The organism is Sphingomonas sp. AC449 (assembly GCF_979253475.1).
This window is the reverse complement of record NZ_CEEDCZ010000001.1, coordinates 621,802-647,970: the sequence shown is the minus strand read 5'-3', so window position 1 is coordinate 647,970 and position 26,169 is coordinate 621,802. Positions and strand designations below refer to the sequence as shown.

Here is a 26,169-nt window from a genome sequence, read left to right as displayed (position 1 = left end):
TCACCAGATACGCCCCATCACCGCGACCCGAAGGACACTTTCAATTACCAAACGACCGAGATAGATTTCGGCTTCATAAGCGCCGCGAATATCTACATGATCCAGGTCAATGGAGCTGTCGTTGAGTGGAATCTGCGCCCGTCTTAGGAGGCTATGCCAATTCGCTTGAGCAAATTGGGAGCAATTTCCGGTAAGACCGCCGCAGCAAACTGCGTTTCAACAGAACATTAGCAACACGTAAAGCCCGTCAGTCCAACGATTTTGCTCGCCTAAAACGCAGCCGCACCCGCGCATCACGAAGCAGTGAGACGGGGATCGCCGTCGCGCTTCGCAGACCCGCGACGGTGGAGATGTTGCGGATGCCGCGGCGGGTGTCGTCAAGCATCTTGCCCATCAGTTCCCGCGGCTCGATCTCGCCTTGTTCCTGCACGAGCGACAGCCGATGCATGGCGTAGAGGCCGATCAGTCCGGCGATCAGAAAATAGAAATCCCAGTTGGTTAGTACGAGCGGTAGGCCGAAACTGCGTTCCGGGTTCGACCACCGAATCAACACTTCGAGTTTCCGCTTTGCAAAAACGTCCGCCAGCAGACCGCCGATGATGGGTGCCGTACCCGCAGCGACCGCGGTCACGGTCGCACTTGCCGCCACATAGGCCGTAGCGCTACCTCTAGGTGACAATTTGAGCGCGATGTTGGTGGCGGTAAGCGTGACCCCGGCAACGGACGCGCCCATCAACAGATGCAGTGCGATCAGCCACAGCTTGACCAGATCGCGGTCCCCGATTTGCGATGCGCCGATCATGCCGACGATCGATACGATGTACGCCGGTGCACAGACCGCCAGAACAGATTTGTTGGCGAAGCGATCGCTGAGCATCCCCCAATAGCGTAGCGCACCGATGTTCGCGATCTGGCTGACCACACTCAGCACCAGGACGAAGCTGACGTTGAAATGAAGCTGCCGGACGATGAACACGGTGAAGAACGGCGTCGCCAGGTTCACCGCAAACTGCCAGCTGCCGACGAACACCAATAGCCGCCGGAAATTGCCGTCGCGAAGCGGCTGGCGAAGCAGCTCGACCAACCGCACCTCGCCGACCGGCACCGGCATCATCGGTTCCGGCATCGCACTAACGACCCGGGCGCTCAACAGGCCGGTGATACAGCCGATCGCGAACATGCTGGCAAACACTAGGTTGCGCGCGGGCGAATGCTCCGCGGTTAGGTCCAACGCAAACGCCGCGGCAAGTCCCAGAGCGAGGCTTATCGCGGTCAGCCAGATGGTGCGCCAGGCAAATATCTGCCCGAGCCGGTTTTCCGGTGCCAGATCGCGCAGCCACGAGTTCCACGCGCAGGTGCCGATGGCGCCCAGGCCACAGAGTATCCACTGGGCGCCGAGAAACGTGAACAACGCACCGGTACCCGTGAAGAACGCGGTTCCCGCCATAACGCCTAACATGAGGCGTCCGGCAATACTGGTAAGAACCGAGATGCGTTTTCGCGTGCGCCGGCGTTCGACCAGCAGGATCGCTGGAAGCTGGAGCAGCTGCGCGAGGAACGGTGCGCTCGCGAGGATCCCGATCATGAGATTGGAGGCGCCGAGATGCAGTGCAAAGGCGGTAAGGATAACGCCGGTCGTCAGCGCTGCTGCGCCACCGGAGAATGCAGCCTCGACGATCAGCAGCGACAGCCCGCGTTCACGCTCCTGCTCGCTGACATGAGCTTGCGGATCGAGCTTAATCATTCGGGAGAGGGGTTACCTGCGAATACGAATACCGGGGCTCGTATGGCGATGGCCTGGTGGTGCGGTGCCAGCGTACCGTCGTCCCGTACGCGGAACACGGTGACCGTGTTTCCCTCTTCGTTCGCCAGGACGAGCAGGCGTTCCTCATCAAGCAACACGAAGGCGCGCGGCGAAGCCCCGCCGCTTGGCACGTGCTGGAGCAGATGTAGATTATGGCCGTCGCTCCAGTCGAACACGGCGACGCTGTCATGGCCACGGTTGGTGACGTAGATACGCCCACCTGAACGATCCAGGGACAGGTGGCCGGCGATGCTCTTACCCTCGAAATTATCGGGCAGGGTCGAGACCGAGTGGATCGCTGTCAGGCTTCCCCCTTCGACGCACAATAGCGTCAGCGTGCTGGCAAGTTCGCTCGCGAGTATGGCCAGCGGCAGGGTCGGGTGGAAAACGAGGTGCCTCGGACCTGATCCGGCCGGCGCCGTGTAAGCCAGATGTCGTTCGCCAAGGCGGCCTGTGATCGGATCGAGCGGATAGGCGAACACCTCATCCGTCCCGAGATCGACGTGGAAGAGCCATTTGCCGTCGGGTCCGAAGCGAACGCAGTGCGCATGCGGGCCTTCCTGACGATCCTCGACGGGTCCGCAACCTGTATTCGCACGAACGTCCGGATTGCCGGTCGGGAGTCCGGACGTGGAATCGAGATGGAACACCGCGATACTGCCGCTGCCGTAATTTGCGACCGCCAGCACGCCCTCCTCCGCGTCGAGCGCGACATAACAGGGGTCGGCGCCACCGGTCACGACGCGCCCGACTTCTCGCCAGCCTTCTGTGGTTTCGCAGAACACGCCGACTGTGCCGGTGCGATGCTCGTCGACCAGGTAATGAAGATCGTGACAGGCAGAATAAGCCTCGAACGACGCGTTTCGTGCACCAGGGAACGGGCCTTCGCACGCCCACTCACGGGTTGCATGAAGACTCAGCCGCTGAAGCCCCGGGCCGCCGCTTTCCGCGTAGGTGCCTACGTAGATCGGTCGCATCACGATATCGCGATCGCGACGAACACCGCCCCCGTCTCTTCCTTCGCGTCGGCCGTTTCAAACGCCTCGTTGATATCGTTCAAGTCGAACCGGTGCGTGATCAAGCTCTTCGCGTCGAGCTTTCCTTTGGCCAGCAGGTCCAGCACCATACCCTGTTCGGGATAGATGTCGCGATAGGCGAAGCTGGCGCTCATCACGATCTCGATCTCCGACATCTGGATACGCTGCCATTCGAGCGGGATGGCGATTTCCCCCGCGTCGAAACCGCCGACCACGACGACCTTTCCGCCCCGCCGGACGAGCTTGGTCGCCAGAGGCAGGGTTTCCGGCATCGACAGGCCGCCGGCGCATTCGAAGCAGACTTCGGCCCCGCGTCCGCTGGTAAAGTCCATAACGCGCGAGATCACGTCCTCCCTCGCGCTGTCGACGATCATGTCGGCGCCGAGGTCCCTCGCCAGATCGAGCGAACTGCGGACGCGGTCGATAATCAGTACGTCTGCGCCGCTCATCTTGGCGAGTTGCAGCTGTCCCAGGCCGATCGGGCCCGCACCGATGATCACGATCTTGTGGTTGACCCCGACGTCGGCGCGGTGATGAGCGTGTAGGCACACCGAGAAGGTATCGATCAGCGCCGCTTCCTCGAAGCTGACGTGACCAGGGAGTTTGTAGAACTTATTCCGCGGGCCGCAGACGAACTCGCCATATGCGCGCGACACGTATTTGGTGCGGACGTCGTATAGATGCTCGCAGATATTGTAGCGCTGAATCCTGCAATAGTCGCAGACGTCGTCGCCCATTACGGTTTCGATCACGACACGGTCGCCGGGCTTCAGATCGGTCACGTCTTCGCCGACCTCGACGACTTCGCCGGCCAGTTCGTGACCGACGATATGGCATTCGAGTTCGGGCTCGGCCTTGTTCCAATGGCGCAGGTCGGTGCCGCAGATGCCCGCGACCCGTACGCGTGCGAGTACGAAATCTCCGGTCGGGATGATCGGTCGCTCGACCTCGGCGATCTCGAAGCGTCCTTCGGCGGTTTTCAGCGCAGCCTTCATGGCGGATCCTTCAGCTCGTCTTCTGCACGCGCGGTTCGATGCGAAGATTGACGATGTCTGCGCGTTCGGAGCGGGTCAGGGCGAAAACGATCGTCTCGGCGATCTCGTCTGCGTAGAGCATCTCGTGATCGGCGATCGCTTGTTCCTTCTGATCGTCGGTGCACTCTTGCATGGGCGTCGAGACGGACCCTGGCTGGATCACGCTGACCTTGATATTCTTTTCCGCTACCTCCTTGCGAAGCGTTTCCGCAAAGGCCTGGATGCCTGCCTTGGTCGCGGCGTAGACGCTTTCGCCGACCGCCTTGATCTCGTTGCTGATCGATCCGACGAACAACAGATGCCCCCCCCCCTGCGCATCCATCCGCAGGATCGCCCGGCGGGCGCTGGCAAGCGTACCGATCAGGTTGGTTTCGACGACATAGCGCCAGGAATCCTCCTCCATCTCATGGATCGGTTGCGCACCGAGCGCCGCGGAGGTCACGAGCATGTCGATCCCGCCCTGCGTTTCGTCCATATGCGCGAAGACCGTGTCGATCCCCTCCTTCGTCGCAGCGTCGGCAACGATGCCGTCGACGGTGCCGGGCCCGGACCCCGCCTGTTCGAGCGCGTGGTCGAGGCTGTCCTGGTGGCGGCCGAAGGTGAGCACGCGCGCGCCGTGCCGGACGAGTTGCGCGACCGTCGCGAGGCCGATCCCGGTCGTTCCGCCGGTCACCAGAATGCGCTTGCCGGTCAGGTCGATCCTGTCAGTCATGATCATTCCCACGTGAGTATGAGTTGGCCGCTGGCCGAAACGTTGTAATCGATGCGATCGGCCGTAGTCCGATACGGGCGGATGATATCGCCGCCCGCCATCGTGACGGTGACCTTGCCGAGCTTTCGCCGCTTTCGGCGCACGATGCTGAGACCGGCGATGCACGTCTCACCGCCGTCCAGCGTGATCGTCAGCGCGCGGTCGCCCGTGCGTTCCATCGACTGGATGAAATGATCGCAGAAGACCTCGAACGGTGCATTCTCGATCCGATGTACGCTGCGTGTCGCAAATACCATCGCGGCGCCCGCGCCATAGACCTCCTGCCCCACCTGCCCGGCCAATTCCCCGCCGGCGTAAAGATCCTCGACCGGAAACGAGAGCGTCCGATCGATATGGCCGTTGGTCTCGCGCTGCTTGGGCGATAGCGCTTCGGGCGGCAGGGCGTCGGGATAGAAATACCAGGCGCGGTCCAGTGCATATCGGCAATATTCCGACACAAGCATGCGTGCGGCGGGCTCGAGGTTCGGGCCGCTGTCTTGGAGATAGCGCTGGAACGCGACGAATGAATCAAAGCATTCGTAGATCGCCATGTACGGCGCATCCTGAAGGCAGGTCACGCCCAAGAAGTTCTTGTAGTGCGCAGCGTGGCCGATCTCGCTCTCCCAGATGACGCAATTGTGGAAGAAGCTCGCGAGATAGACGTAGCTCTGTTCGAGATAGACGGCGCGGTTGGTGATGCGCCACAATCGCATGCAGGCGGCAGCCCCCCAGGCGGTGAGGTTCGCCTGATAGTTGACGTTGAACCGCAAGCCGATCGCAGCCTCGATCGCGGCCCGCGCCTCGTCCAGATACTGCTTGTCGTCGGTCAGCTCGAACGCCTGGAGCATCACCCAGGCATAGATCCCGCCGACATCGGTCTGCCCGCGGCCATCGGCGCCCGCGACGTCGGTGATGACGCTAAAATCGGTGACCTTGTACTGGACCGGCCATTTATACTCGAAATGCCGCGCAGCCTTGATCCCGTAGTCAAGGGATTTGAGCAGAAGCGACTTCGCCGTCTCGTCGCCGTTGAGCGCCAAAATGCCGAGGTTGAGCATCGGATGGTACAGGTACCAGCTGTCGACCGCGTCAGCGTCCTTGTCGTCGCCGACGTTGGGCAGGTATCGCCGAAGCGACTTCAATTTGGGATCGTAGAACTTCTCGAGCCCCGCCTTGAACTCGGCCTCGAGTGGGTGCGGTGCGCCGCTCCACTTTCCCCAATCGTGGATCGCCGCGACGATCGACATCTGCACCATGATGTCCGGGTATTCCGCGCCCGTGTAGGGGTGGACGTACCGGTGGCCGTAATGCTCGATCGTGGCCTCGGGTGCCTCGTCGAGGTCGCGCAGAGTGCGCTCGGCGCGATCGACCCAGTCGCGATATTCGACCTGGGGAAGATCGAACGCCTTGTAGGCGACGCCGAGCATCTGGAGAAAACGCCGTGCTGTTTCGCGTTCATGGGGCGGGGCATCGTGACGAAAGACGAGGATCGCATCGGATAGCGTCACTTCAACACCCGCCTCCAGCACACCGGACGTCGCATCGGTGCCGGGCTTCAGGGTAGGCATGAGATAACCGAGCTCGGGCCATGTCCCACCAACCGCGCCGTCCGGGGTCGTGCCCGTTGCCCGGTAATAGTCGTTCAAGGCCGTCAGGTTCTGCACGTACAGCACGTCGCCGAAACGCGGTCGATCCACGTGCAAGTACACCATGCCGACGTTCAGCCCACGCTGACTGGCTTCGACGCTGCCCTTGGCACCGAGCGGATCGTTCGCTTCGTCCAGCGGATACAGGTCGCGGGGCATGAACGGGATCACCATGGGTGCGGCGGGCGTGAACCGCACCGTGACGCGCAGGTTCTCGAGTGCGTTGGCCCCAGCTCGCAAGATCACGAGGTGCTGACCGAGGGCGCTGCTGACGGTCAACCTTGCCGTTTCCCCCGGCTTGGGTTTGACCGCTTTGCAACTGAACGGTCCCGCGAGATAGGCAGCGCGAAGCGCCACGCCTCCCCTGCCTTCCCGCCGAACCACCACCATGACGGAATCGTCGGTAGCGTGAACTGCGACATCCAGCTCGCCCACCGCGAATGCCGCCTTGGGTTTGGGAACCGGATTTTGCTCAAATTGGCGCAGGCCCAGCAGATACGGGCTGACGGCGTCCTCGGTGGTCTTGCTGATCGTCGCCATAGTCGTACGCTCAAACCTTGGCTGCGCTTGAGCCGCCATCAGCGTAGAGCGATGCGTAACGACGGGTCACCATCGGCAACGCTTCGTCGATCCATTGCGCCATGCTCTGCTCTTCGCGCAGGGATTGCTGCAACAACGCGGTCGCCTGGGTGATCCCAGCGTCCTCTGCCAGCGTCAGCAACGACTTGTACGCAGCGATCTCGAAATGCTCGAACGCGTAATTGGCGAAGCTGTTCTTCAGGATTTCATCACCGGCCACGCTGTGCGAAATCGCCGCCATGCTTCCAGTAAAGCTCAGGCCCGCATCCTTCAGCACCGAACCGCTGGTGTCGAACGTCGCTAATATCTCGTCCAGCCGCGCGATCTGATCGTTGGTCTCCTCGATATGCTCGCGTAGCCGGTCGGCAATCTCGGGGTAGTTCTCGATGCGCGCGACTTGCGGCGTCATGATCGAGAGCGCCTGCTTCTCCACCGCATGAAGATTGACGGCGCCGGTGACGAAGAGGGTCTTTAGCGTATCGGGTGAGGTGCTCATATCTAATCCTTCCAGAATAGGAATTGGCCAGGCGCGACGGAGACGGTCGTCGTCACCCCGTTTCTTCGGCGATCATGTTGTTTTCTGCTGCGTTCTTGACGTCGTGGCTGTTGAGCCCGACGAAGGTCATCACAACGATTGCCACGATCGAGATCATCACCACCGCGGCGATGATGGTCGCGCGTGATCGCCCCCCTTTTCCGTTCTCTATCATGCTATCTGCCCCATGCTTTCGAAGCGCGCGCGGCATCCGCACGCGAGTGGAGGAAGGAGCCCACGCCCCCTCCTCCCCGTCTCAGCCGATTTGCTGGTTCTGTGCGCCGCTATCGGGACGCGCCGGCCCCATTACCGGTTCGTCGCCGAGCGGTTCGTTGCGGAACACGGTGAACTCGCCCTTGCCGTCCATTGAAGGACCCGACGTCCAGCGGCCTTCCGGGAATGTCCCGTCGACCGACGTCGCGTAGAAGTTGTAGTTGTTCTGCTGATCTTCCATGTCCTGCGGGAAGCTGTTGGGGATCGGCAGGTTCATGGCTTCTGCCCCCAGCTCCTCGATTACTGCTAGCCACTGTTGCTGGTGCATGGTGTCGCGCGCGATCATGTAATGAAGCATCTTCTTCATGCCCTCGTCGTGCGCCGCGTTAAACAACCGGACCGCGAGGACACGCCCCGTGCTCTCGGCCGCGACGTTGCAATACATATCGGCTGCAACATTCCCGCTGGCGTAGATATGGCTCATGTTGAACGGCACGCCGTCGGAGTCCATTGGCATCGCGGCCATACCGCCCGAAAGCAGGTTCTTGTGGATTATGCCCTCGATGCTGTGACGCGGGTTTTCCCCGCCCATCACCGCACCAACGATACTGTCCTTGACGCCCTCTTCCTGAAGATGCGTCGGCGCCTTCTCAAGATTCAGCGCGACGGCCGTCGCCAGCATCTCGATATGACCGATTTCTTCAGTCGCCGTGTGCAACAGCATGTCACGATATTTGGTCGTCGGCGCGCGATTGCCCCATGCCTGGAAGAAGTATTGCATGCAGACCCGGATCTCGCCCTCGACCCCGCCGATCGCCTGCTGAAGCATACGTGCGAACGCAGGGTCGGGATTGGTGACCTGGACTGGGTACTGCAGTCGCTTGTCATGATAATACATTGCGCACTCCAAAGATGGTCTCTCGATGAACGCCATCTTCAACGCGGTTTACCTGGTCGGTTTCCAATTAATCCGGACGTTTTAACGTGTGTTAACGCGTTTTTCGAAGCGTCCTTATGAAGAGTGTCTAATATCCGTCCGCTACAGGTCGAGCATTACCAGCTAAACCATTGCTCCGTACAAACGGTTGAAAACATTCGACTATCTCAGCATTAACGCGGCAGCCGCGTGACCGCTGATGAGCTGGTACTTGTTGAGAGGATAGGCATGAAGGTTCACCATCTCAATTGTGGCACGTGCTGCCCCATCGGCGGGCACCTGTTCGATGGCTACAGCACCGGGGTCTCCGCTCACCTGGTATGCCACTGCCTTTTGATCGAGACCGATAATGGCCTGGTGCTCGTCGATACGGGCTATGGCGCGCAGGATATCGCTCGACCGCGCGATCGCCTCTCCCGCTTCTTTATCGCGCTGAACCGGCCGCAACTGCGACCCGAGGAAACCGCGGTTGCGCAGGTCCGTCGGCTTGGCTTCGATCCAAGCGACGTCCGGCACATCGTCGTCACACATCTCGATTTTGATCACGCAGGCGGTATTGAGGATTTCCCCAACGCACGCGTACACGTCACCGCACGCGAGAAGGAGGTCGCCGACGAACGCAAGGGCGGTGCGTTCGTGTCGCGCAAACGCTATCGTCCCCAACAATGGAACGATGCAGCGAACTGGTCACTCTACCCGCTGGGCGGTGGCGAGCCTTGGTTTGGCTTCGACGCCGTACGCGATCTTCAGGGCCTCCCGCCCGAAATCCTTCTCGTCCCTTTGGCAGGGCATACCTGGGGCCATGCCGGCGTTGCCGTGCTTGAAGACAGCGGTCGTTGGCTTTTCTATGCCGGAGATGCCTATTTCCAGAATGGAGAGATCCGAGGCGATCATCGGACCTGTCCTCCGGGATTGCGGGCGTATCAGCGCCTGATGGAAGTCGATGCCGCCGCGCGGATCGCGAACCAACGCCGATTGCGCGCTCTCGCCGGACAACAGAGTGATGCCATCCGAATTTTCTGTGCCCACGATCTGACCGAGTTTGAACGGCTCTCGTTGCAGGAACGGCTGGCCTCCCATCCTGTTCTCGCAACCCTTCCCGGCAATTTGTGATGCCGACCTACTACATGAACGTCTGCGGGCGTGACGGCGTGATACTGCAGACCGACTCTGTTAGCGCGAGGGATGCCGAGGGTGCGTTGATCGAGGCAAACCGACTCTTCTGCCGGCTTGCCTCCCGCTCTTCCGACATTCTCGGTTTGCAGGGCCGTATCGATGTCACCGACGACGACGGTCGGACCGTGGCGCGACTGATCATGACGGAATCGATCGCCGCGATGCGATAACGACCGGAGCCTGGTTCTTGCCGTTCGCGGTCGGATTATGCATATGCGCGGTCCGCACGCCGCCAGCCGGCACTGAAAACAAACGGCCTAGGTCGGCAATCCGCGCAGGGACGGACATGTTAGAACGTCATTTTGCGAAGCTTCGCGCCCGCAACGTGCTGTCGCCAGACGACGAACAGACGATCCGAACGGCGATTGGCGAATACCGCGAACATCCTGCCGATCATGTACTGATCAACCCCGGCGTCGAGTTGACCCATAGTACGCTGCTGCTTGACGGCATACTTTGTCGATACCGAGATCTGCGCAATGGCCAGCGCCAGATTACGGAACTGCACATCGCAGGTGACTTTGCCGACCTGCACAGCTTTACGCTCAAACACCTCGATCATTCGATCATGTCGTTGACGCCGTGCCGGGTGGCAACCGTCCCCCATGATCGCTTGACCGAAATCACTCGGCAATCCCCGCATCTCACTCGGTTGTACTGGTTTTCAACAAACCTTGACGCTGCAATCCACCGCGAGTGGGAAATATCGCTCGGCCGGCGTAGCGCACGCGCGAAGCTTGCGGCACTGATCTGTGAATTGTTCGTCCGCTTCAAGATCGTTGGTCTTACGCAGGGCCTCAGCTACGAGCTCCCTTTGACGCAGACCGATTTGGGCGATTGTACCGGACTGACGAACGTCCATGTAAACCGCACGTTGAAAGATTTGCGGGACAGCGAAATCGTCACCTTCCAGGACGGAAAGGTAACGATCCTCGATTGGGCCGCTCTCACTCATGCAGGCGAATTTGATCCTGCCTATTTATATCTGGAAAAACGCGACCGGTAAGTTCGGCTATATAGTCGATATTCGAACAGCATCAGCCGCACCTTATCGCGGACTGAGTATGTCATTTAGCCGGCGCCTCGCCCCCGCAACCGGTAAGAGATGCGGGTTGCGCAGCCCACCTGAATAGCAAATGGACACGGTCCGGTGTCGCTTGTGATACTACACCAGCAGATAGATCGCGCCACCGTTGCTAGCTTCGGCAACGGCGCGCTTGGTTTCGTCACCTGTGAATGTTAGACCGTTGACGGCGACTACGGTTGATCCTGCAACAAGCCCCGCATCCACCGTGCTCAAATGCTGCCGGTCAGCTTCCGCTCGCCCGATTAACGCAAGCACGGGTTACATTACCTATGCAATCGCTGGCTGGCCTACACCGCTGAACGTCCCGATGATCACTCGCTCGAGACCGACCACGTCCCAAAGTGGAATTCGCTACCTGCTTCGCCTCGCCTTGCCTCGCGCAGAGTGACCCTCCGATTGTCGAACTAGCGTAACTAAAAAGACCTCTGATCAGTTGGGAATTTGACCCTGTTTGCACCACCCAAATGCGGAGGTCCGGCAGGGTATACCTTCTTTGACGGCAAGTTGGTACGAGCGAAACCAGTTAGCTAACGAACGGACACGAAAAAGCCGGTCACCTGCATGACCGGCTTTTTCGTTCAAGGGCGAAGGTAAGTTAGCGCGGAGGTATGGTACCTGTCGTACCTCCGGTAGTTGTGCTGCCGGCTGTACCGGTATCCATAGTGCCACCCGCTGTTCCCGGCGTTGTCGAACCAGGCATCGTAGATCCCGATGCCGATCCTCGTGTACGGCTCCGCCCCTTTGATACACTTTGCGGATCGGTCGATGTTGTCGAGCCGTTCGTGCTGGTGGGCGAGTTTGCCTGATCTACGGTTCCGGTGGACATGCCACCATTCATGCCGCCTGTGGTTGATCCACTACTGGCCGTGCCGCCAGTCGTCGTTCCACCGCCAGCCGTTGTACCGCCAGTTGTTTGCGCCATCGCAACGCCTGGAATAATCAATGCTACCGCAGCTACTGATGTCAGAATACGCATTTTTTGCTCTCCTGTCTGATAGATGGAGTAGCGTTTAGGGGATATACTTGTTCCAACAATCAAAACATGAACCTGCTAATCTAAATCAATGCAGAATGGCTATTAGTGATCAATTTGCGATAATGCAGCCCTATAAAACCAGTGTACTTCTTATTCAGGTTCCTACATGTACCTTACCCACCTACTTAACACAGATGAATATGTTTTCGAATTGTCGCTATTTTGGCCCCTCTCGCCGCGTATGCTGTGCCCCTCAGCGGGGGTAAGTCGTTGAGCCTCATGCCGCTTATTGGCTTCCCATTTGCTTAGGAGAGCATCATGAGCTTTTTTGGTAGCAGTACGCACACGCTTGACGATCTGTTCGTCCACGGTCTCAAGACGGTCTATTATGCCGAACGTCAGATTGCCGAGACGCTGCCCAAGATGGCGGCGATGGCGACGAACCGTGATTTACGTGCCGGCTTTGAGCAACACCTCACCGAAACAAAGAACCAGCGCATTCGTCTCGAGCAGGTGTTTCGTCAGTGTGGGGTTGAAGCTGCGGAGACGACCTGCCCCGCAATCGACGGGATTATCAAGGCAGCCAAGGCGACCGCTTCCGATATCGACGACAAACACGTGCTGGATGCGGCGTTGACGTTCAGTGCGCAGATGGTCGAGCACTATGAGATTGCCCAATACGGCACGTTAATCGCATGGGCGCGGGAATTGTGCCGTGAAGACTGCGCAGCCTTGCTCGCCGAGACGCTGGCCGAGGAAAAGGCCACCGATGACAAGCTGACGCGGATTGCCGAAGCGCGCATCAACCGTACGGCAGAAACGCAGACCGCATAATGACGAGCTTGGTGTGCTGCCGATGGCGGCACATCAGGCCGGGCTGGCAACTGCGACACTATCGACGATCTGATCCGGGCTACCTCGCCGGACGCATTGGCCGACGATAGCGAGCTCTGTTTTACTCGCGGAGGCTTTTAGCGAGTGACGCGACCATGAGACGCAGGGGAAAAGCGCGGTTTCGCCCAGACGTTGTCGATCGCTTTGGTCCACGCCGAATGTGAAGTTCGATAAGCATTAGATGGAGAGTAATATGCCTCAAAGCGACAAAGACAAATATACCGATAAGCAAAAGCGCAAAGCCGAGCATATCGAAGAAGGCTACGAAGATCGCGGTACCCCAAAGGATGAAGCCGAGCGTCGCGCCTGGGCGACCGTGAACAAGGAAAGCGGGGGCGGCAACAAGTCTGGCTCCGGCCGCGGAAAGCCCGATACGCATGAATCATCAGAAGCGGGTGGTAAGAAGGGTGGCGAAGCATCCGCGCACCGGTCGGCAGCAGACCGCTCCGCGTCAGCTAAGAAGGCTGCAGCAACGCGAAAGCGTAACGCCGAAAAGAGCTGATGCTCATCTCTTTCCTTGAGGGATGGCTAGGTACAATGTCGGGGATCCACATCCATTAATTTGCCGATGAAATATCAGCTCTGGAGGTCACAAGGCCGACCTGAACGTCGGTCGCGGTAGACGCAGTCAACCCTCCCATCCATAAAACAGTCATGAGAGCTTATTTTGCATTGATGCTGTGTCTTGCCGGGTGCGGCACCCTACCGAAAGATCCAGACGGTACGCTCGACCGCATTCGGCGCGAACACGTGATCAGGGTAGGCCGCGTACAAGGCGGATCGACCATTGACGCAGCGGATTGGAGGCGAGTTCTAAAACGCCTCGAGGCGTCAACCGGGGCAAAGCCCATCCTCCAGTCCGGGATGTTGGAGCCTTTGTTGCTCGATCTGGAGGCCGGCAAGCTCGATGCGGTAGTGGGTGGGCGTTTCGACGAGAAGACACCGTGGAAGACGCGGGTAAGCCTTGGCCCACCGATCCGTATGATCGAGACGTCAACCGGTAAAACCGCCAGTCATATCGTCGTGCGAAATGGCGAGAACGCGTGGATCATGATGGTACAGCGGGAGACCAAAGCGGCGGGAGAAAGGCCGTGAACGGAGGCATTCCCAAAGAGCTGGCGGGCAGTCTGAGACGTGCAGAACGCCTGGAGTGGTGGTCTATCGCGTGGACGATCAGCGTGATCATCGTCATGGGCGCATCAATGGGCTCCAGCCAGACGATGAAGACGGCCTGGATCGAAGATTGTCTCAGCCTTATCCCTCCAGCAGTGTTTCTGATTGCGAGACGTATCGAGCGCCGCCCCGCCAGCGCACGATTTCCGAACGGCTTTGCACGCGTGCCCAGTCTCGCCTTTGCCATCGCCGCGACTGCGCTGACGGCGTTGGGCGGTACGTTGCTGATCGACTCTGCGATCAGTCTGATCTCGCAGGAGCACGCAACCGTCGCTGCCGTCCATATCAGAGACCAAGAAATCTGGTTGGGTTGGATCATGGTCGCAGCCCAGATCTACTCGATCATCGTGCCCTTGGTTCTCGGATGGTTGAAGCTCCCGCTGGCACGGCAACTCAACGATAAGACGCTGTTCACCGATGCCATGACGCAGAAGGCGAACTGGATGACCGGGATTGCAGGCATAGGCGGTGTGATCGGCATTGGTCTTGGGTATTGGTGGGCGGATGCCTTGGCCGCGGGGCTGATCTCGCTCGACATCCTCAACGATGGTATCCGAGCACTGCGGGCAGCGTCAGCGGAGCTCGTCGACGGCGCCCCTCGGGAGTTGGACAGCACCGACATTGCGTCAGACGCTTCAGCGCTGCACGCGGCGTTAGATGCCCAGTTCCCCGGTGCCGAGGTGCATCTCCGAGAGACGGGACGAGTGATCAGCGCACAAATCGTTGGTGCGGTGCCACCTGAAAAGGAGCTCAACGTCCGTGACTATTGGCCAGGTGATCCTGATCGCGCCTGGCGGCTGGGGCATATCAGCTTCGTTCCACCACCTTGCGATAGTGGCGATGCTCTCGAACGCCAAATATCGTGAAACCGATCCAGCGGCACTTCGCCATCTCAGCGCGTCTTGTTCCCTATCATAGATTAATGATGCTAAAGCGGGTTGGCGAGCTAACATTCATATTTGCCGACAAAGCGGGGTTCGCTCGGTAGGCAGGACAAAAACCAATGCCTGTGTCTGACAAAAACCCACTTATCCGAATGGCGGAAAAACTGGCCGAGCACGCCAAAGTCTCAGACGAGGCAAGGGCGGAAATCTTACAGATGCCTTACATTGCTAGGCAGTTCGAGCCGGGAAGCTACTTTGTCCGGGAGGGCGCTCTTGCCGATAAATGCGGCGTCCTGATGTCGGGCCTTGCGGTCTGCCAAAAGACAAGTGGCGCAGGCGATCGACAGATCGTTTCTATCAAGATTGCCGGAGATATACTCGGGCTACAAAATCTCTATTTGAATACGCCAGACCATAATATCCAAACACTTACGCAATGCGACATAATTATCGTACCGAGTAAAGTTTTAAAAACTGCGTCGGACGCATACCCTGAAGTAAGTCAAGCCATAACGTTGATGATGCTGAAAGAAGCCTCCATGCTTCGTGAGTTATTGTTGAATATAGGCCGACAAGATGCTCTCGCCCGTGTCGCACACTTTCTTTGCGAGTTTGCAGTTCGAATCGGAGGCCCGGATAAAATTAATAATCGTTCGTTTGAGCTGCCAATGACCCAAGAGCAGCTTGGTGATGCCCTCGGGCTTACTGCTGTTCATATCAATAGAATGCTCAAGATTCTCGCGCGAGATGGTTTGATAGCGCGAAATGGAAAAACTATCCGTTTCATCGATTGGGACCGTCTGCAGGAAGTTGCCGACTTCAGTACCCGGCACCTGCATCTACATCAGTGAGTCTAGAGGCGAAGTCGGCGGGCCAATTTCTCGGGCAAGGCCTCATCCATATCGACGGTATCCATTACCGTTCCGTCGCCATCGGTGATGACGAAACAACGCGCTGCATTGTCCTGCCCGGCCAGGATTGCTGCGGCCCAGAGCTGCCGCGCTGCGCCTAAGGCTTCCTCGCGGGCAGCAGCCAGATCCAGCAAGTCACTCCCCTCCTCGTCTTCGATCCGCTGGGTCCCATCTTCGATATGAAGGAAAAAACGGGGCATGCTCTCGGTATCCGTAAACTTGATCAGGGTTAGACTGATGGTTCAGCGTAGCTGACCGATCAAGCGCTCATATTCAGCTTCCGGCACGCCGTAGCCGGCACCAGCGAATTCCTCGAGCTCTTCGCGTTTGCGTACCACAATCAGTCCGCGGGTGGCCTTGATGAACCCGAGGCCCTCGAGCGAATGCAGGGCGATCGTGACGCTGGGTCGGCGGACCCCGAGCATAAGCGCCAAAAAGTCGTGGGTCAGAGGTATTTCGTCGTCGTCCTGACGATCATGGCTCATCAGCAGCCAGCGTGCCAGCCGCTCTTCGACGGTATGCATGGCGTTGGACAGCGCTGTGTAAGTGGTCTGCGTCGAGTAGGCCTGAACGTAGCGCAGCAGCAGTTTTCGAATGCTGGCATGATCGTCGAGCACCTGTCGAAAAATTTCCCCATCGACGCCGTAAGCCGCACCGCTAACCTGCATGAAGATGCGATGTGGGGTGCGGTCAGCATCGAGAACGAGCGGCATGCCAACAAGGCCATCGCGACCAGCGAGGCCGACTTCGATACCCTGATCGCTGCCCGCCATGGCAATGATTGAAGTCAGTCCGCTTTCCGGAAACCAGACGCGTGAGATTGGCTCGTCCGGCGATACCAGGACAGTGCCGCGCTCCAGTTCAGACCATCGCAGATGGGCGCGCAAAACCTCTTGATCGGCGAGGGACAGAGCACGAAGAAGCCGATTATTGAAAGCCATGGTGCCCTTGCGACATCTTTCGTATGTGATGGTCTGCGACCACGCAGACCTGCTGTTGTAGTTGATGCAGATTGGTAGATGCGGATTAGGGCTTGAGCGAGAGCTTCGTCTTTTTTGGTTCGATACCGTACCAAACTCTGGTCAGTCGGTGCTGATAAACCGGGCAGGCAAAGCGTCACGAAAGGGGACCTTCAGGAGCATCTGCCCAGCCTCATTGGTAATCTGGAAGGCTGTCCCGAGTGGCGCCACGCCAGTCAAAATAGCGTTGGCCAGAAGCTGGCGCGCAGCCAGTATGGCCTCGTGCTTTGCGGCTGCTAAGTCGACAGCCTCAGTGCCATCCGGATCCTCGATGACGCCATCGGCAATTTGCTGATGCAGATAGAAGCGGCTCAACCGAACGGACCGATCAGACGGCGATATTCGGCTTCCGGGGTGCCGTACATGCCATCGGCAAAGTCGATGAGCGCGTCTCGCTCCAGAATCGTGATGTGCCCGCGCCGCGCCTTGATGAACCCATACCCTTCGATCATGTGCAAGGCGGTGGTAACGCTGGGGCGCTGTACCGCCAGCATGATCGAGAGGAACTCGTGCGTCAGCGCGATGTCGTCGCCGGTCACCCGGTCGTGGCACATCAGCAGCCAGCGAGCGAGCCGCCCTTCGACCGACTGATTGACGTTGGACAGCGACGTGTAGCTCGTCTGCGAGATGAACACGTGGACATAGCGCAGTAGCGTCTCACGCAGCGAGGCTGACTCCTGACATGCGGCGCGCAAGCCATCGATACTGACACGGTAGCCCTCGCCTTCTACCTGTACCATCGTGGTTTGCGGGCACTGATCGACGCCGAGCAAACAGCCAAAGCCCGACAAGCCCTCGCGGCCAAAAATCCCCGCCTCAACCCGCCGGCTGTCCGCGGTACTAACGACGATCGAGCCAATACCGCTGTTGAAGAAGTGCGCATGCGTGAATGGCTCGCCCGCCTCGATCAGTACAGTGCCCTTGGGCAGATCGACGGGTTCGAGATGCGGACCGATTGCGGCGTAGGCCGCTGCATCGATGACCGACAACAGGCCATTGCGAACGAAAGATTGGGTCGGATGCGGCATACGCCCTCCGCTTGTTCGAAGGGCGAAAGCAATTGGCTTCCAGCCATCTACGCCCGGGGTCGTCCGTAGATGATGCAACACTCTTAGCTGACCGGGGCGTTCCCGTCAGTAAGCAACTCCGTCATCTACCATACCAAACTCCGCAACATGGTTGGCAGGTGCGTTAACATATGTATCTTTCCTGAACATCAGCAGGAGATACACGGTGCGTGATGAAGATTACGGCTATCTGGCAGGTCGCCTGGTGGTCGAACAAAATCTCGCCCGTACAGCCAAGTGCTGCGCATCGTCCGCGGCCCATCAAGGTCTGGCGAACGCATACCTGGTACGTCTTCAATCAATGATATTATCGCCTGCCAGATACAGGTCTGAGATGTCATGTACATCTCGCGAGGAATGGTTGCTCGCCGAGCCTGCACAGATCCGTTCAAAGCCAAACCCATCCATACGCATTCCACACGCCGTAAAGGGGTGACTTGTCATGACCGAACTTACTTCGGCTTATGCCCATCAATCCGATCGCTACGACTATTGGCCGTCGAGAAATCTGCGCAGTTCCGGTTTGTGGCGCTCGCCCTTTCTGGCAAAGGCTGAGCAGCGCGCGCTTGAGCACGCGGTGACCTGGTCCAAGTCCTTCGATTCCCACAAGGATCTGGTTTGCGAAGCTGAGAAGGCAGACAATCTGCTGATTGTCGCTAGTGGCTGGGCCTACCGCTACACCTGCGCTCCTGACGGCGGGCGCCAGCTAACTGCCCTACTGGTGCCAGGCGATATCGCCAATCTCGACATGCTTCTGTTCGAGCGCGTCGCGTATAGCGTCCGAACGCTCACCGAGGTTACGATCGTTGCGTTGCCGCGTAATCGAGCGCTCTCTCTTGTCGACGAGCATCCCGGTATCGCCCGCACCTTCACGGGGCTCGCGATGATTGAAAACGCCATCGCCAGTAAGTGGATGCTGTCGCTTGGTCGCCGGTCAGCGCATGCGCGTATTGCCCATCTGCTCTGCGAGATCGCCATCCGCGTTGGGAATGAAGGTGAGAACGACATCACCTTTCCGTTCCCCTTGCGACAGGAGCAAATCGGTGACCTCCTTGGCCTTACAAACATCCACGTGAACCGGACGGTCCGGCAGCTGCGCAAAGACGGCTTGATCCAACTGTGTGATCGCGTGCTGACCATCCCTGACGTCGCCGCCCTGCGGTACGCAGCCGGGTTCGATCCCAGCTATCTGCATATGCACCGGCATATCGATGCTGCGGCGCGTCCGACGGCAGACGTCGCATGACACAAGGTGGCCAACGCTCCGCGGGGTCGTCGAACTCCGTTCGCAACACCTCATCACATCTCCAGGATCACGACCTCCTGCTTCGCGAGACAAATCACAGGTGCAGCAACGACCTGCAACTCGTTGTCAGTCTGCTGGCGCTGCAAAGCCAACGCGCGATGCACCCGGAAGCCCGTCAGGCTCTGACCGATGCCATGGAGCGGGTGTCCATACTGGCACGAGCCCGCAGCACCATGCACGGCGACCAGAAGCCGTCGATAGAGGCCGCGCTACGCCAGGTGTGTGAGGCTCTCCATGCACAGGCGGAACCGCGGTCCATTCTGGTGTCGCTACAGGTCACCGATGACGTCGATGGCCTGACGCCGAATGAGGTGACCACTCTTGCCCTCGTCGCCAACGAGCTTGCGACGAACGCGATCAAGCACGGGTATAAGGACGGCAAAGCCGGCCATATCCGTGTCACGCTTGGCCGGACACCCGCCGGCGACGTATCGGTGATTGTCGACGACGACGGCCTGCCGTTGGCCGATACGGTGAGGCCGGATCGCAGTGGCCTCGGTCTTGGCTTGGCAAAACGGCTTACCGCTTCAATTGGTGGACTTTTTATCCCCCCCGAACCCGGATCCAAGGCATTCGAACTTCGCGTGTCTGAGAAACTGCGCATAGCGCAGACTGGTTGATGCTCACGGTTGGCGAGGACAAGCCGCTCGCTACGTGACGGTGTTCGATAGGCTTGCAGGAGTAGCGTAGTTGACGAACATTCCTCTTGAGAAAGCGCGATCGATGGCAAGCGATATCGACCGTCTGATTGGGCTCGCAGACACCTATAACGATTTTGCTCTGGGCGCCTTGCTTTGCACAGTGCGTGACTACCTTGAGCCAGCGACGGATAAACAGATACCTCCGCCAACCTGACTTGCGGTCCTGCCTCTTTGGCTACATCATGTCTTTTAAAAAAAGCAGGTGTGAAAGGGTAGCGGATGATCGGCAATGACCAAGTCGCCAATTTTGCTGACCTCATGCTGGCGTTCAGGCGTAGTCGTACCCAGGAGCTGCCGCGCTCTCTGTTTGGCGAACCCAGCTGGGACTTTCTTCTCGAACTGTTTGTAGCAGACGCTCGGGGTGTTCGTATGACGGGGCGACAGATCAGCGAACGCCATCAGATCTCGCCCGCTGTAGCGTCGCGTTGGCTCAAGCATTTGTCCGCCGAGGGTCTTATCATTGGCGATGGCAGTGGCGATCTGGACGACGAATTGACGCTGTCGGGCGCTGCGATGGAAAAGATGGAACGTCTTTTGCAGACCGCTGGCGCGGCGAAGCATGTGCTTTTTTGAAAAGCTGAATTTGGCGAAGCTAACAGGTGCGGCTTGTAGTTCCCCGTGCAAGCCTCGCACTGACGCGAACGTGATGGTAGCACTCTTTCGTTGAAATCATTGGCTAAATATCCAATGATCCCCAATGACTGAAATTTCTCACCCGATTGCTCTCGCGCATGCGCAGGGCTTGCAGGCAGGGAAATCCCCAGAGGGGGCACTTTTGGAATGCCCATGGCCTATCCATGAGTACGAGGCATGCCTGGCGTGGTTTTCTGGCTTCGCCGTTGGGGCTTTAGCCAGATCATCCAACGCCCCGGCACGGGGACGTCTCACCTACGCTCCCGATCGCACCGCCTCCTGATCCTTCTCAGCGCCAGCATCACAGGCGAGCGCTGGGAACACCCCAAACGCTGAACAGTTTTATATAAGCTGGAAGCGTCCTGCCCTTTCGGGGGGAACGGCGGTGAAAGCTCGCAATGCCCTGTTGGTCTTCAGATCCGCAGGGCATTTTCGTAAATATGTGCGGAACCGATACCGCCCCACGCTGTTCTAATCATAACCGGCAGGACACTTGCCCCCCCCTTGGTTCCGCTGGTTCTAAAGCGCTCCGCTGCTCCCCCCGCGGCGGGGCATTTTATTGTCTGCGTGCTTGCGGACAACGGACAATCGGGATTCTGCATCCGCAGCGATGGCTTAGAGACGTCAACGCTAAAGATACGACGGAGCCGTTTTCGCACGTGACGGGTTGATGCGGCATGTCTCCATCAACAGTCCCCTATGCGCTTGCCGTTGACGACGACCCGTTCATCCTCATGGATGTCACAGGCATCCTCGAAGATGCGGGTTTCCGCACCTATGAAGCGGATAACGGCGACGCCGCGATCGCGATCGCTCTCTGAGTACGCGCACACAATCACCCTGCTCTTTTCAGACGTCGATATGCCGGGCGATACTAACGGGTTCGCGCTCGCCCACCACGTCGCGGAGAACTACCCCTGGATCGAGATCGTCATCGGCAGCGGTCACCTCCGGCCGAAGGCGGGTGACTTGCCCGAAAAGGCGACATTCGTCTCCAAACCGTTCAATGCGCAGATGATCCATGGCCATCTCCGCGAGACCTTGCCCGATGGTAAGCTGCCGGAGCCTTTAAAAAAAGCGGTCTAGGCTGACATTTACACCGGGTCCAAGTTGCTGAGTCGAAGAAATTCAACACGCGTATCAGGACGAATTGTGATCGGTAAACGACGAGGAAGTCGACGGGCCTAGCGGTGTTGAGCTGAAGGTTGAAGAGACCAAACCGGCTCGACTTATATCAAAAATGCGCAACCTTGCGGTTGGTATATCTCAGCGGACTTTCAATCTTGAGGTTCTCTCAGCCGTTGCTGATCGTCAGGCAGCCGGTCTCATTTGATGAGGCGATCTCACAGAATAACTTTTTGAAAGGTTGCGCGATTATTCGGGGAGCCCTACTTGCCCGTCAGTTAGATGGAGCACTTAATGTCCGACGATACTTACCAGCCCAACGCTGTTGAACTCGCTACCGAGCTGACAATCGCTTGGCTTAGCAATCCAAATACCCGTACGTCGGCCGACGACGTTCCCACTTTTCTATCGCAGATGCACAGCAGCGTTCAGTCGCTTGTTGGCGGTTCGCAGACCGACGAAAGCCCAGCGGAAGAGCCCAAGGAATACGTTGGCGCGGTAACGGCCCGGAAGTCCCTTGCCAGTCCCGATCACATCATCAGCATGATCGATGGCAAGCCGTACAAGACGCTGCGTCGTCACCTCGCCACTAACGGCATGACGCCAGTGGAATATCGCGAGCGTTATGGCCTTAAGGCCGATTACCCCATGGTCGCTCCTACCTACTCGGAAGCACGTCGTACGATGGCCAAGAGCATTGGGCTAGGTCGCAAGCCTGGCCAGACGAATGTAGCCAAGGCAGACAACAAGCCCGCTTCGGCTCCGCGCAAGCGCAAGACCGAAGAAGCAGCAGCGGAATAATCTAGGTGCTGGCTTCCTAAGGAACTGGGAGCCAGCCATTATGGTGCGTGTAGATCGGCTGCATGCTATTGAGCGACATTCTCTTCCGCGCTAATTGCCTCTTGTTCTGGTGCTGGCAAATGGCGGTATAGCGTCGCGAGCGAGACGCCGATGGTTGGAGCTATTTCGCGAGCAGTCATTCCAGAGGATAAAAGTTTTCGCGCGGCCTCGATGCGTTTGGGTGTCATTACTGTCTTCCGGCCACCTACCCTGCCCTCACGCCGAGCGACGATCAACGCAGCCGTCGTGCGCTCACGTACCAAGTCACGCTCCATCTCGGCCATCGCCGCCATGATATGGAAAACGAGTTTCCCGGCTGTGCCTGCGGTGTCGATCCCGTCTGTAATCGATCTTAGCCCGATCCCCCGCGCCGCCAGATCGACCGAGAGATCGATCAGCCCCTTCATGGTACGGCCGAGCCGGTCGAGCTTCCACACAACGAGTATGTCGCCGGTGCGTGCATGGGAGAGAGCGTCAGCTAACCCGGCGCGATCGGCTCTTGCCCCGCTTGCCTTATCTGAGAAGGTTCGCTCGCACCCGGCGCTGTGCAGTGCTTCGAGTTGCGGAATTAGATCCTGTTCTGGGGTCGATACCCGCGCATAGCCGATCAACATGAAGCATTCTCAAAACTCATGTCTGAGGTCTATCATGACATGGCTCAATCGCGAAAGTGTTTTGAGACGCTCGCATCGACTGCTATAGGTTCTCACATGATGGCGCATCAAAAACGATCGTTTGCGAGAAAATTTAAATATTAGCGAACGGGTTACCCATTGCCGAACTAGCAAGCAGAAGGAGTGCTAGATGAGATGGCTGCTTGCTCCAGATCCATATGTTTGGGAGTCACTGGGGCAATGGGTTCAGCGCATAGGTCAGATATACGGACACCAGTCATCGGAACAGTTTCTGGAACTGTATGGCTTCAACAACCTTAGCAGTTCTCGCCTTTTCTACGATCCACCAAGCGATGTTCTAGAATTAATATCTGAAAAGACAAATTATAGCACGTTGTCATTATCTCAGCGTACGTGGCTTTTTTTTCAAAATATTCCAGATCGCATTGATGTTCACGAGTGCAAGTTGCAATTCTTACATCAATATGTGGTTACAGCATCAGATGCTCCCTCTCTATTTAATCGCCATGGCAAACCAGAGGTTTTTGCCAAACCTCAGGCCTATCGTGAAACCGTCCAGCTGTATAAACAAAATGTTCTTGAGGAGATCACTGCCCTGTGCAGGACCCGTCCTTTGACAAGCATCATTTTCCACAACTTGGCAAAGCTTTTTCTACTCACGAACGAGCCAGTAGAGATATGTTCAGTGGTAGTTGGAAATGGCTGCGAACTATTTGACGTGGGCAGCGCATTGCGAGTTTCTAATCGCGTTGAATTAGATACTATCTGTTTTTATGAAATGATGAAATGGCACGCCCTCCAAACAAGAAGCGTCAATCAAAGATTTAGTAAACTAAAGGGCCGAAAATCAGCCCTGTCACCCTCGGAGGCGCGAGAGGCTCTACGTAGTTTTAAAAGTGGCGAAAACGTCTTAGATATCGCGGGCAGATACGGTGTTGCCAGGTCAACTGTATACTTACACTTAAGGGCTCAGCTATCTTCAGAACACCCCACCGAAGAAATTCGTATAAGCTTAGACAAGAGCGGTAGCTAGTTTCGCGACGTTAGCCTTCAGTTTGCCAGTGCAATCGACTAGCCGCCACTGCAATCCGCAATGCCGCAGTGCAAAGTACAAGACCAAGTCTACACCGCCCCCCGTGAGCGCCGCCATCGAGGCCGAGTGATGCGGCGCGCGAAACGGTCGCGTGCGCGTCAGCCGCCCGCCCGTCAGCGTCCCCGCGACCGACTGGACCATCGACACCTCGAGTGCCTCGGCCGCATCGAGCGGGGGCAGGATTCCCGGCAGGCATGCGGCCATCAGCGACTTGCCCGACCCCGGCGGACCGCAAAGAAGAAGATTGTGCCCGCCCGCAGCGGCGATCTCGAGCGCGCGTTTGGCGGTCTCTTGCCCCCGCACCTGCGCGGGATCGGGCCCTGCCGCTGCGGCGTCGACGATTCCGGGCTCGGGCGCACGCAACAGGCCATGGCCTTTGAAATGATTGATCAGCGCGAGCAGATCGGGCGCTGCGATCACGTCGACCGAACCGGCCCAGGCCGCCTCCGCGCCCTGCGACGCCGGGCATATCAGCCCCTTGCCGATCTGCGACGCGTGAAGTGCCGCGAGCAGGACACCCGGTGACGCCGTGATCCGCGCGTCGAGCCCCAGTTCGCCAACGACGACATAATCGGCGAGCATTTCAGCGTCGATCACCCCCATCGCCGCGAGCAACGCGAGCGCGACAGGTAGATCGAAATGCGATCCTTCTTTCGGAAGATCGGCCGGCGACAGGTTCACCGCGATCCGTTTCGGCGGCAGCGCCAGCCCCATCCCGGCGATCGCGCCGCGCACGCGTTCGCGGCTTTCGCCGACGGCCTTGTCGGCCAGTCCGACGAGATTGAACGCAGGAAGTCCGGGAATCAGCTGGACTTGCACCTCGACCGCGCGCGCTTCCAACCCCAGATACGCCACCGTCGACACGATCGCAGCCACTGCGTTTCCCCCGCAACGCCGCGTTTTTGCCACGTCCTGTGCTATTCATACTGGAATGTGCATCCCCGCAATGCCTCCTGGCCTTGCGCCGTCTTGCGATCCTAACACACCAGCGCCAAATGCCGCCCGTGACCGTCATCCGCCCCCGCGTCTTCCGTATCGGCCAGCTTGCACTTGGCGGCCTGCTGATCGTCGTTGCCCCTGCGCTCGCGCCCGTGCCCGGGCCGGCGGGAATATTCCTGTTCGCCGGGGGTATGGTGCTGGTGCTGCGCAACTCGCCGCGCGCCCGACGCCGCTGGGCACGGCTGAAGCGGCGCTGGCCGCGAACGGGGCATCTCGTCGACCGCGTCATGCGTCGGCGAAGCGCTCTGCGCCGCCACATGCGCAGCAAGGCCTCGCCGGCCGGATCATCCACGCTACAAACGCGAAGCGTCAATTGACTTACCCGCCCCGTTTCCGTAAGCGCCCACCCATCAAGGCCGTCCCCGGGGCGGCCGTTTTCTATTTGATGACCTAGGGAATGACCAATGAAGCGGACCTTTCAGCCGAGCAACCTGGTACGCGCACGCCGTCACGGCTTCCGCGCACGGATGGCGACGGTCGGCGGCCGGGCAGTGATCCATGCACGCCGCGCCCGCGGTCGCAAGAAGCTGTCGGCCTAACAATTCTCGACAAACGCCGCGATTTTCTCGCGGCGAATGCGGGGAAGCGCGCGCCGATGCCGGGATTCGTCCTGCTCATGCGCCCCCGCGACGACGGTGACGACACGATGCGAATCGGCTTCACCGTCACCAAGAAGATCGGCAACGCCGTCGTCCGGAACCGCATGAAACGGCGGTTGCGGGCGCTGGCGCGTGAGCTGTTGGCGGACCGCGGCGTTGCGGGTGCGGATCACGTGCTGATCGGCCGCAATGGCGGGATCGAACGCGATTACGCACTGTTGCGGACCGAGCTGGGCAAGGCGTTCCGCAAGGTAACGCCGCAGGACACTTCCGACACCACCCCGGCGAAGGCCGGGGCCCAAATGGGAAAGCGGCCGTGACCACGCGCCGCCATTGGTTACTCGGCGCCCCCAATTGGGCCCCGGCCTCCGCCGGGGTAGTGCGTGGGTATGGGTGGCGTGGGGCCCAAAGCGTCACGTCCCCCAACGCCCTGTTCTCCCGCGAAGGCGGGAGCCCAGCCTGGGTCCCCGCCTTCGCGGGGAAACAGAATTGGGGCAGGATTGCCCCGGCTGCAT

At 58.9% G+C, this 26,169-nt stretch carries 31 protein-coding genes and 1 pseudogene; 18 read left to right on the top strand and 14 right to left on the bottom strand.

Annotated features, from left to right (window positions below; translation table 11 throughout):
• Positions 1–247 precede the first annotated feature (247 nt).
• The 8 genes from AC0CH3_RS03280 to AC0CH3_RS03245 are packed head-to-tail and all read right to left on the bottom strand — an operon-like array spanning position 248 to position 8,497.
• A complete protein-coding gene (locus AC0CH3_RS03280; protein WP_465237583.1) occupies positions 248–1,744 on the bottom strand; it encodes an MFS transporter in 1,497 nt (498 codons plus the stop codon).
• Positions 1,741–2,781 carry a lactonase family protein gene (locus AC0CH3_RS03275; RefSeq protein ID WP_465237582.1) on the bottom strand — a complete coding sequence of 347 codons (1,041 nt, stop codon included), beginning with the start codon at positions 2,779–2,781 and terminating at the stop codon, positions 1,741–1,743. The genes AC0CH3_RS03280 and AC0CH3_RS03275 overlap by 4 nt, the downstream gene beginning before the upstream one ends.
• Entirely contained in the window at positions 2,781–3,836 is a 1,056-nt protein-coding gene (locus tag AC0CH3_RS03270) for a zinc-dependent alcohol dehydrogenase (RefSeq protein WP_465237581.1), read from the bottom strand. The genes AC0CH3_RS03275 and AC0CH3_RS03270 overlap by 1 nt, the downstream gene beginning before the upstream one ends.
• A gap of 10 nt (positions 3,837–3,846) precedes the next feature.
• A complete protein-coding gene (locus AC0CH3_RS03265) occupies positions 3,847–4,587 on the bottom strand; it encodes an SDR family oxidoreductase (protein ID WP_465237580.1) in 741 nt (246 codons plus the stop codon).
• Positions 4,588–4,589: 2 nt separating this feature from the next.
• A complete protein-coding gene (locus AC0CH3_RS03260) occupies positions 4,590–6,812 on the bottom strand; it encodes a hypothetical protein (RefSeq protein WP_465237579.1) in 2,223 nt (740 codons plus the stop codon).
• A gap of 10 nt (positions 6,813–6,822) precedes the next feature.
• Positions 6,823–7,347: a ferritin-like domain-containing protein gene (locus AC0CH3_RS03255; protein WP_465237578.1), complete on the bottom strand. Its 525-nt coding sequence runs from the start codon at positions 7,345–7,347 to the stop codon at positions 6,823–6,825.
• Positions 7,348–7,399: 52 nt separating this feature from the next.
• Positions 7,400–7,597: a hypothetical protein gene (locus tag AC0CH3_RS03250; RefSeq protein WP_465237577.1), complete on the bottom strand. Its 198-nt coding sequence runs from the start codon at positions 7,595–7,597 to the stop codon at positions 7,400–7,402.
• Positions 7,598–7,642: 45 nt separating this feature from the next.
• The gene (locus AC0CH3_RS03245) at positions 7,643–8,497 is read right to left on the bottom strand and encodes a manganese catalase family protein (protein WP_465237576.1); all 855 of its coding nucleotides are present in this window, start codon (positions 8,495–8,497) and stop codon (positions 7,643–7,645) included.
• 267 nt (positions 8,498–8,764) lie between these two features.
• Here AC0CH3_RS03245 and AC0CH3_RS03240 point away from each other — a divergent pair, with 267 nt between their 5' ends.
• The 8 genes from AC0CH3_RS03240 to AC0CH3_RS03205 all read left to right on the top strand — a co-directional run bounded on the left by AC0CH3_RS03240 (position 8,765) and on the right by AC0CH3_RS03205 (position 15,577).
• On the top strand, positions 8,765–9,649 hold the full coding sequence (locus tag AC0CH3_RS03240; protein WP_465237575.1) for an MBL fold metallo-hydrolase: 885 nt from the start codon (positions 8,765–8,767) through the stop codon (positions 9,647–9,649).
• The gene (locus tag AC0CH3_RS03235; RefSeq protein WP_465237574.1) at positions 9,649–9,882 is read left to right on the top strand and encodes a DUF6894 family protein; all 234 of its coding nucleotides are present in this window, start codon (positions 9,649–9,651) and stop codon (positions 9,880–9,882) included. Before AC0CH3_RS03240 ends, AC0CH3_RS03235 begins: the two co-directional genes overlap by 1 nt.
• A gap of 116 nt (positions 9,883–9,998) precedes the next feature.
• Positions 9,999–10,718: a Crp/Fnr family transcriptional regulator gene (locus AC0CH3_RS03230; protein ID WP_465237573.1), complete on the top strand. Its 720-nt coding sequence runs from the start codon at positions 9,999–10,001 to the stop codon at positions 10,716–10,718.
• Positions 10,719–12,093: 1,375 nt separating this feature from the next.
• The gene (locus AC0CH3_RS03225; RefSeq protein WP_465237572.1) at positions 12,094–12,609 is read left to right on the top strand and encodes a YciE/YciF ferroxidase family protein; all 516 of its coding nucleotides are present in this window, start codon (positions 12,094–12,096) and stop codon (positions 12,607–12,609) included.
• Between the two features lie 253 nt (positions 12,610–12,862).
• Complete coding sequence (locus AC0CH3_RS03220) at positions 12,863–13,171, top strand: plasmid stabilization protein (RefSeq protein ID WP_465237571.1); 309 nt, start codon at positions 12,863–12,865, stop codon at positions 13,169–13,171.
• Between the two features lie 152 nt (positions 13,172–13,323).
• Entirely contained in the window at positions 13,324–13,764 is a 441-nt protein-coding gene (locus AC0CH3_RS03215) for a hypothetical protein (RefSeq protein WP_465237570.1), read from the top strand.
• A complete protein-coding gene (locus tag AC0CH3_RS03210; protein ID WP_465237569.1) occupies positions 13,761–14,708 on the top strand; it encodes a cation efflux transmembrane domain-containing protein in 948 nt (315 codons plus the stop codon). The genes AC0CH3_RS03215 and AC0CH3_RS03210 overlap by 4 nt, the downstream gene beginning before the upstream one ends.
• A 137-nt stretch (positions 14,709–14,845) precedes the next feature.
• A complete protein-coding gene (locus AC0CH3_RS03205; RefSeq protein ID WP_465237568.1) occupies positions 14,846–15,577 on the top strand; it encodes a Crp/Fnr family transcriptional regulator in 732 nt (243 codons plus the stop codon).
• A 2-nt stretch (positions 15,578–15,579) separates the two neighbouring features.
• Here the strand turns inward: AC0CH3_RS03205 and AC0CH3_RS03200 are convergent, their stop codons facing one another.
• From AC0CH3_RS03200 to AC0CH3_RS03185, 4 genes are all read right to left on the bottom strand, one after another.
• Positions 15,580–15,837, bottom strand: coding sequence for a DUF6894 family protein (locus AC0CH3_RS03200; protein WP_465237567.1), 258 nt, complete (start codon positions 15,835–15,837; stop codon positions 15,580–15,582).
• A 42-nt stretch (positions 15,838–15,879) separates the two neighbouring features.
• Positions 15,880–16,578 (bottom strand): Crp/Fnr family transcriptional regulator, encoded by a 699-nt coding sequence (locus AC0CH3_RS03195; RefSeq protein WP_465237566.1) that lies wholly within the window; start codon positions 16,576–16,578, stop codon positions 15,880–15,882.
• A gap of 141 nt (positions 16,579–16,719) precedes the next feature.
• A complete protein-coding gene (locus AC0CH3_RS03190) occupies positions 16,720–16,971 on the bottom strand; it encodes a DUF6894 family protein (protein WP_465237565.1) in 252 nt (83 codons plus the stop codon).
• The gene (locus AC0CH3_RS03185) at positions 16,968–17,684 is read right to left on the bottom strand and encodes a Crp/Fnr family transcriptional regulator (protein WP_465237564.1); all 717 of its coding nucleotides are present in this window, start codon (positions 17,682–17,684) and stop codon (positions 16,968–16,970) included. Before AC0CH3_RS03185 ends, AC0CH3_RS03190 begins: the two co-directional genes overlap by 4 nt.
• A gap of 481 nt (positions 17,685–18,165) precedes the next feature.
• Between AC0CH3_RS03185 and AC0CH3_RS03180 the strand changes: the two genes are divergently transcribed.
• The 6 genes from AC0CH3_RS03180 (at position 18,166) to AC0CH3_RS03155 (ending at position 22,289) form a co-directional block, all read left to right on the top strand.
• Positions 18,166–18,969 (top strand): Crp/Fnr family transcriptional regulator, encoded by an 804-nt coding sequence (locus AC0CH3_RS03180; protein WP_465237563.1) that lies wholly within the window; start codon positions 18,166–18,168, stop codon positions 18,967–18,969.
• On the top strand, positions 18,966–19,649 hold the full coding sequence (locus AC0CH3_RS03175; RefSeq protein WP_465237562.1) for a sensor histidine kinase: 684 nt from the start codon (positions 18,966–18,968) through the stop codon (positions 19,647–19,649). Before AC0CH3_RS03180 ends, AC0CH3_RS03175 begins: the two co-directional genes overlap by 4 nt.
• 300 nt (positions 19,650–19,949) lie before the next feature.
• Complete coding sequence (locus AC0CH3_RS03170; RefSeq protein WP_465237561.1) at positions 19,950–20,303, top strand: hypothetical protein; 354 nt, start codon at positions 19,950–19,952, stop codon at positions 20,301–20,303.
• Between the two features lie 737 nt (positions 20,304–21,040).
• Complete coding sequence (locus AC0CH3_RS03165) at positions 21,041–21,184, top strand: hypothetical protein (protein ID WP_465237560.1); 144 nt, start codon at positions 21,041–21,043, stop codon at positions 21,182–21,184.
• A gap of 40 nt (positions 21,185–21,224) precedes the next feature.
• Entirely contained in the window at positions 21,225–21,449 is a 225-nt protein-coding gene (locus tag AC0CH3_RS03160) for a hypothetical protein (RefSeq protein WP_465237559.1), read from the top strand.
• 333 nt (positions 21,450–21,782) lie between these two features.
• Positions 21,783–22,289 (top strand): Ros/MucR family transcriptional regulator, encoded by a 507-nt coding sequence (locus tag AC0CH3_RS03155; protein ID WP_465237558.1) that lies wholly within the window; start codon positions 21,783–21,785, stop codon positions 22,287–22,289.
• A 65-nt stretch (positions 22,290–22,354) separates the two neighbouring features.
• On the opposite strand, the gene AC0CH3_RS03150 is transcribed toward AC0CH3_RS03155, so the two are convergent.
• Positions 22,355–22,942 (bottom strand): recombinase family protein, encoded by a 588-nt coding sequence (locus tag AC0CH3_RS03150; RefSeq protein ID WP_465237557.1) that lies wholly within the window; start codon positions 22,940–22,942, stop codon positions 22,355–22,357.
• 190 nt (positions 22,943–23,132) lie between these two features.
• On the opposite strand from AC0CH3_RS03150, the gene AC0CH3_RS03145 reads away from it, so the two are divergent.
• Positions 23,133–23,996 (top strand): helix-turn-helix domain-containing protein, encoded by an 864-nt coding sequence (locus AC0CH3_RS03145; protein ID WP_465237556.1) that lies wholly within the window; start codon positions 23,133–23,135, stop codon positions 23,994–23,996.
• Between the two features lie 90 nt (positions 23,997–24,086).
• Here the strand turns inward: AC0CH3_RS03145 and AC0CH3_RS03140 are convergent.
• Positions 24,087–24,932 (bottom strand): annotated as a pseudogene (locus tag AC0CH3_RS03140) (ATP-binding protein); the annotation flags it as partial.
• A gap of 119 nt (positions 24,933–25,051) precedes the next feature.
• Between AC0CH3_RS03140 and AC0CH3_RS03135 the strand changes: the two are divergent.
• From AC0CH3_RS03135 to rnpA, 3 genes are all read left to right on the top strand, one after another.
• On the top strand, positions 25,052–25,372 hold the full coding sequence (locus tag AC0CH3_RS03135) for a hypothetical protein (RefSeq protein ID WP_354301892.1): 321 nt from the start codon (positions 25,052–25,054) through the stop codon (positions 25,370–25,372).
• Between the two features lie 87 nt (positions 25,373–25,459).
• A complete protein-coding gene (rpmH, locus tag AC0CH3_RS03130; RefSeq protein WP_031393806.1) occupies positions 25,460–25,594 on the top strand; it encodes a 50S ribosomal protein L34 in 135 nt (44 codons plus the stop codon).
• Positions 25,595–25,596: 2 nt separating this feature from the next.
• Entirely contained in the window at positions 25,597–25,974 is a 378-nt protein-coding gene (gene rnpA, locus AC0CH3_RS03125; RefSeq protein ID WP_354302103.1) for a ribonuclease P protein component, read from the top strand.
• The last annotated feature ends 195 nt before the right edge of the window (positions 25,975–26,169 follow it).

What these genes read in the sequence shown, in the direction of transcription:
- AC0CH3_RS03235 (WP_465237574.1), top strand. Translation starts at nt 9,649, where the DNA reads ATGCCGACCTACTACATGAACGTCTGCGGGCGTGACGGCGTGATACTG.
- AC0CH3_RS03155 (WP_465237558.1), top strand. Translation starts at nt 21,783, where the DNA reads ATGTCCGACGATACTTACCAGCCCAACGCTGTTGAACTCGCTACCGAG.
- AC0CH3_RS03255 (WP_465237578.1), bottom strand. Translation starts at nt 7,347, where the DNA reads ATGAGCACCTCACCCGATACGCTAAAGACCCTCTTCGTCACCGGCGCC.
- AC0CH3_RS03280 (WP_465237583.1), bottom strand. Translation starts at nt 1,744, where the DNA reads ATGATTAAGCTCGATCCGCAAGCTCATGTCAGCGAGCAGGAGCGTGAA.
- AC0CH3_RS03135 (WP_354301892.1), top strand. Translation starts at nt 25,052, where the DNA reads ATGCCGCCCGTGACCGTCATCCGCCCCCGCGTCTTCCGTATCGGCCAG.
- AC0CH3_RS03265 (WP_465237580.1), bottom strand. Translation starts at nt 4,587, where the DNA reads ATGACTGACAGGATCGACCTGACCGGCAAGCGCATTCTGGTGACCGGC.
- AC0CH3_RS03260 (WP_465237579.1), bottom strand. Translation starts at nt 6,812, where the DNA reads ATGGCGACGATCAGCAAGACCACCGAGGACGCCGTCAGCCCGTATCTG.
- AC0CH3_RS03220 (WP_465237571.1), top strand. Translation starts at nt 12,863, where the DNA reads ATGCCTCAAAGCGACAAAGACAAATATACCGATAAGCAAAAGCGCAAA.
- AC0CH3_RS03245 (WP_465237576.1), bottom strand. Translation starts at nt 8,497, where the DNA reads ATGTATTATCATGACAAGCGACTGCAGTACCCAGTCCAGGTCACCAAT.
- AC0CH3_RS03170 (WP_465237561.1), top strand. Translation starts at nt 19,950, where the DNA reads ATGATCGGCAATGACCAAGTCGCCAATTTTGCTGACCTCATGCTGGCG.
- AC0CH3_RS03270 (WP_465237581.1), bottom strand. Translation starts at nt 3,836, where the DNA reads ATGAAGGCTGCGCTGAAAACCGCCGAAGGACGCTTCGAGATCGCCGAG.
- AC0CH3_RS03195 (WP_465237566.1), bottom strand. Translation starts at nt 16,578, where the DNA reads ATGGCTTTCAATAATCGGCTTCTTCGTGCTCTGTCCCTCGCCGATCAA.
- AC0CH3_RS03145 (WP_465237556.1), top strand. Translation starts at nt 23,133, where the DNA reads ATGAGATGGCTGCTTGCTCCAGATCCATATGTTTGGGAGTCACTGGGG.
- AC0CH3_RS03215 (WP_465237570.1), top strand. Translation starts at nt 13,324, where the DNA reads ATGAGAGCTTATTTTGCATTGATGCTGTGTCTTGCCGGGTGCGGCACC.
- AC0CH3_RS03165 (WP_465237560.1), top strand. Translation starts at nt 21,041, where the DNA reads ATGTCTCCATCAACAGTCCCCTATGCGCTTGCCGTTGACGACGACCCG.
- AC0CH3_RS03185 (WP_465237564.1), bottom strand. Translation starts at nt 17,684, where the DNA reads ATGCCGCATCCGACCCAATCTTTCGTTCGCAATGGCCTGTTGTCGGTC.
- AC0CH3_RS03240 (WP_465237575.1), top strand. Translation starts at nt 8,765, where the DNA reads ATGAAGGTTCACCATCTCAATTGTGGCACGTGCTGCCCCATCGGCGGG.
- AC0CH3_RS03205 (WP_465237568.1), top strand. Translation starts at nt 14,846, where the DNA reads ATGCCTGTGTCTGACAAAAACCCACTTATCCGAATGGCGGAAAAACTG.
- AC0CH3_RS03230 (WP_465237573.1), top strand. Translation starts at nt 9,999, where the DNA reads ATGTTAGAACGTCATTTTGCGAAGCTTCGCGCCCGCAACGTGCTGTCG.
- AC0CH3_RS03175 (WP_465237562.1), top strand. Translation starts at nt 18,966, where the DNA reads ATGACACAAGGTGGCCAACGCTCCGCGGGGTCGTCGAACTCCGTTCGC.
- AC0CH3_RS03225 (WP_465237572.1), top strand. Translation starts at nt 12,094, where the DNA reads ATGAGCTTTTTTGGTAGCAGTACGCACACGCTTGACGATCTGTTCGTC.
- AC0CH3_RS03200 (WP_465237567.1), bottom strand. Translation starts at nt 15,837, where the DNA reads ATGCCCCGTTTTTTCCTTCATATCGAAGATGGGACCCAGCGGATCGAA.
- AC0CH3_RS03180 (WP_465237563.1), top strand. Translation starts at nt 18,166, where the DNA reads ATGACCGAACTTACTTCGGCTTATGCCCATCAATCCGATCGCTACGAC.
- AC0CH3_RS03160 (WP_465237559.1), top strand. Translation starts at nt 21,225, where the DNA reads ATGCCGGGCGATACTAACGGGTTCGCGCTCGCCCACCACGTCGCGGAG.
- AC0CH3_RS03150 (WP_465237557.1), bottom strand. Translation starts at nt 22,942, where the DNA reads ATGTTGATCGGCTATGCGCGGGTATCGACCCCAGAACAGGATCTAATT.
- AC0CH3_RS03250 (WP_465237577.1), bottom strand. Translation starts at nt 7,597, where the DNA reads ATGCCGCGCGCGCTTCGAAAGCATGGGGCAGATAGCATGATAGAGAAC.
- AC0CH3_RS03275 (WP_465237582.1), bottom strand. Translation starts at nt 2,781, where the DNA reads ATGCGACCGATCTACGTAGGCACCTACGCGGAAAGCGGCGGCCCGGGG.
- rpmH (WP_031393806.1), top strand. Translation starts at nt 25,460, where the DNA reads ATGAAGCGGACCTTTCAGCCGAGCAACCTGGTACGCGCACGCCGTCAC.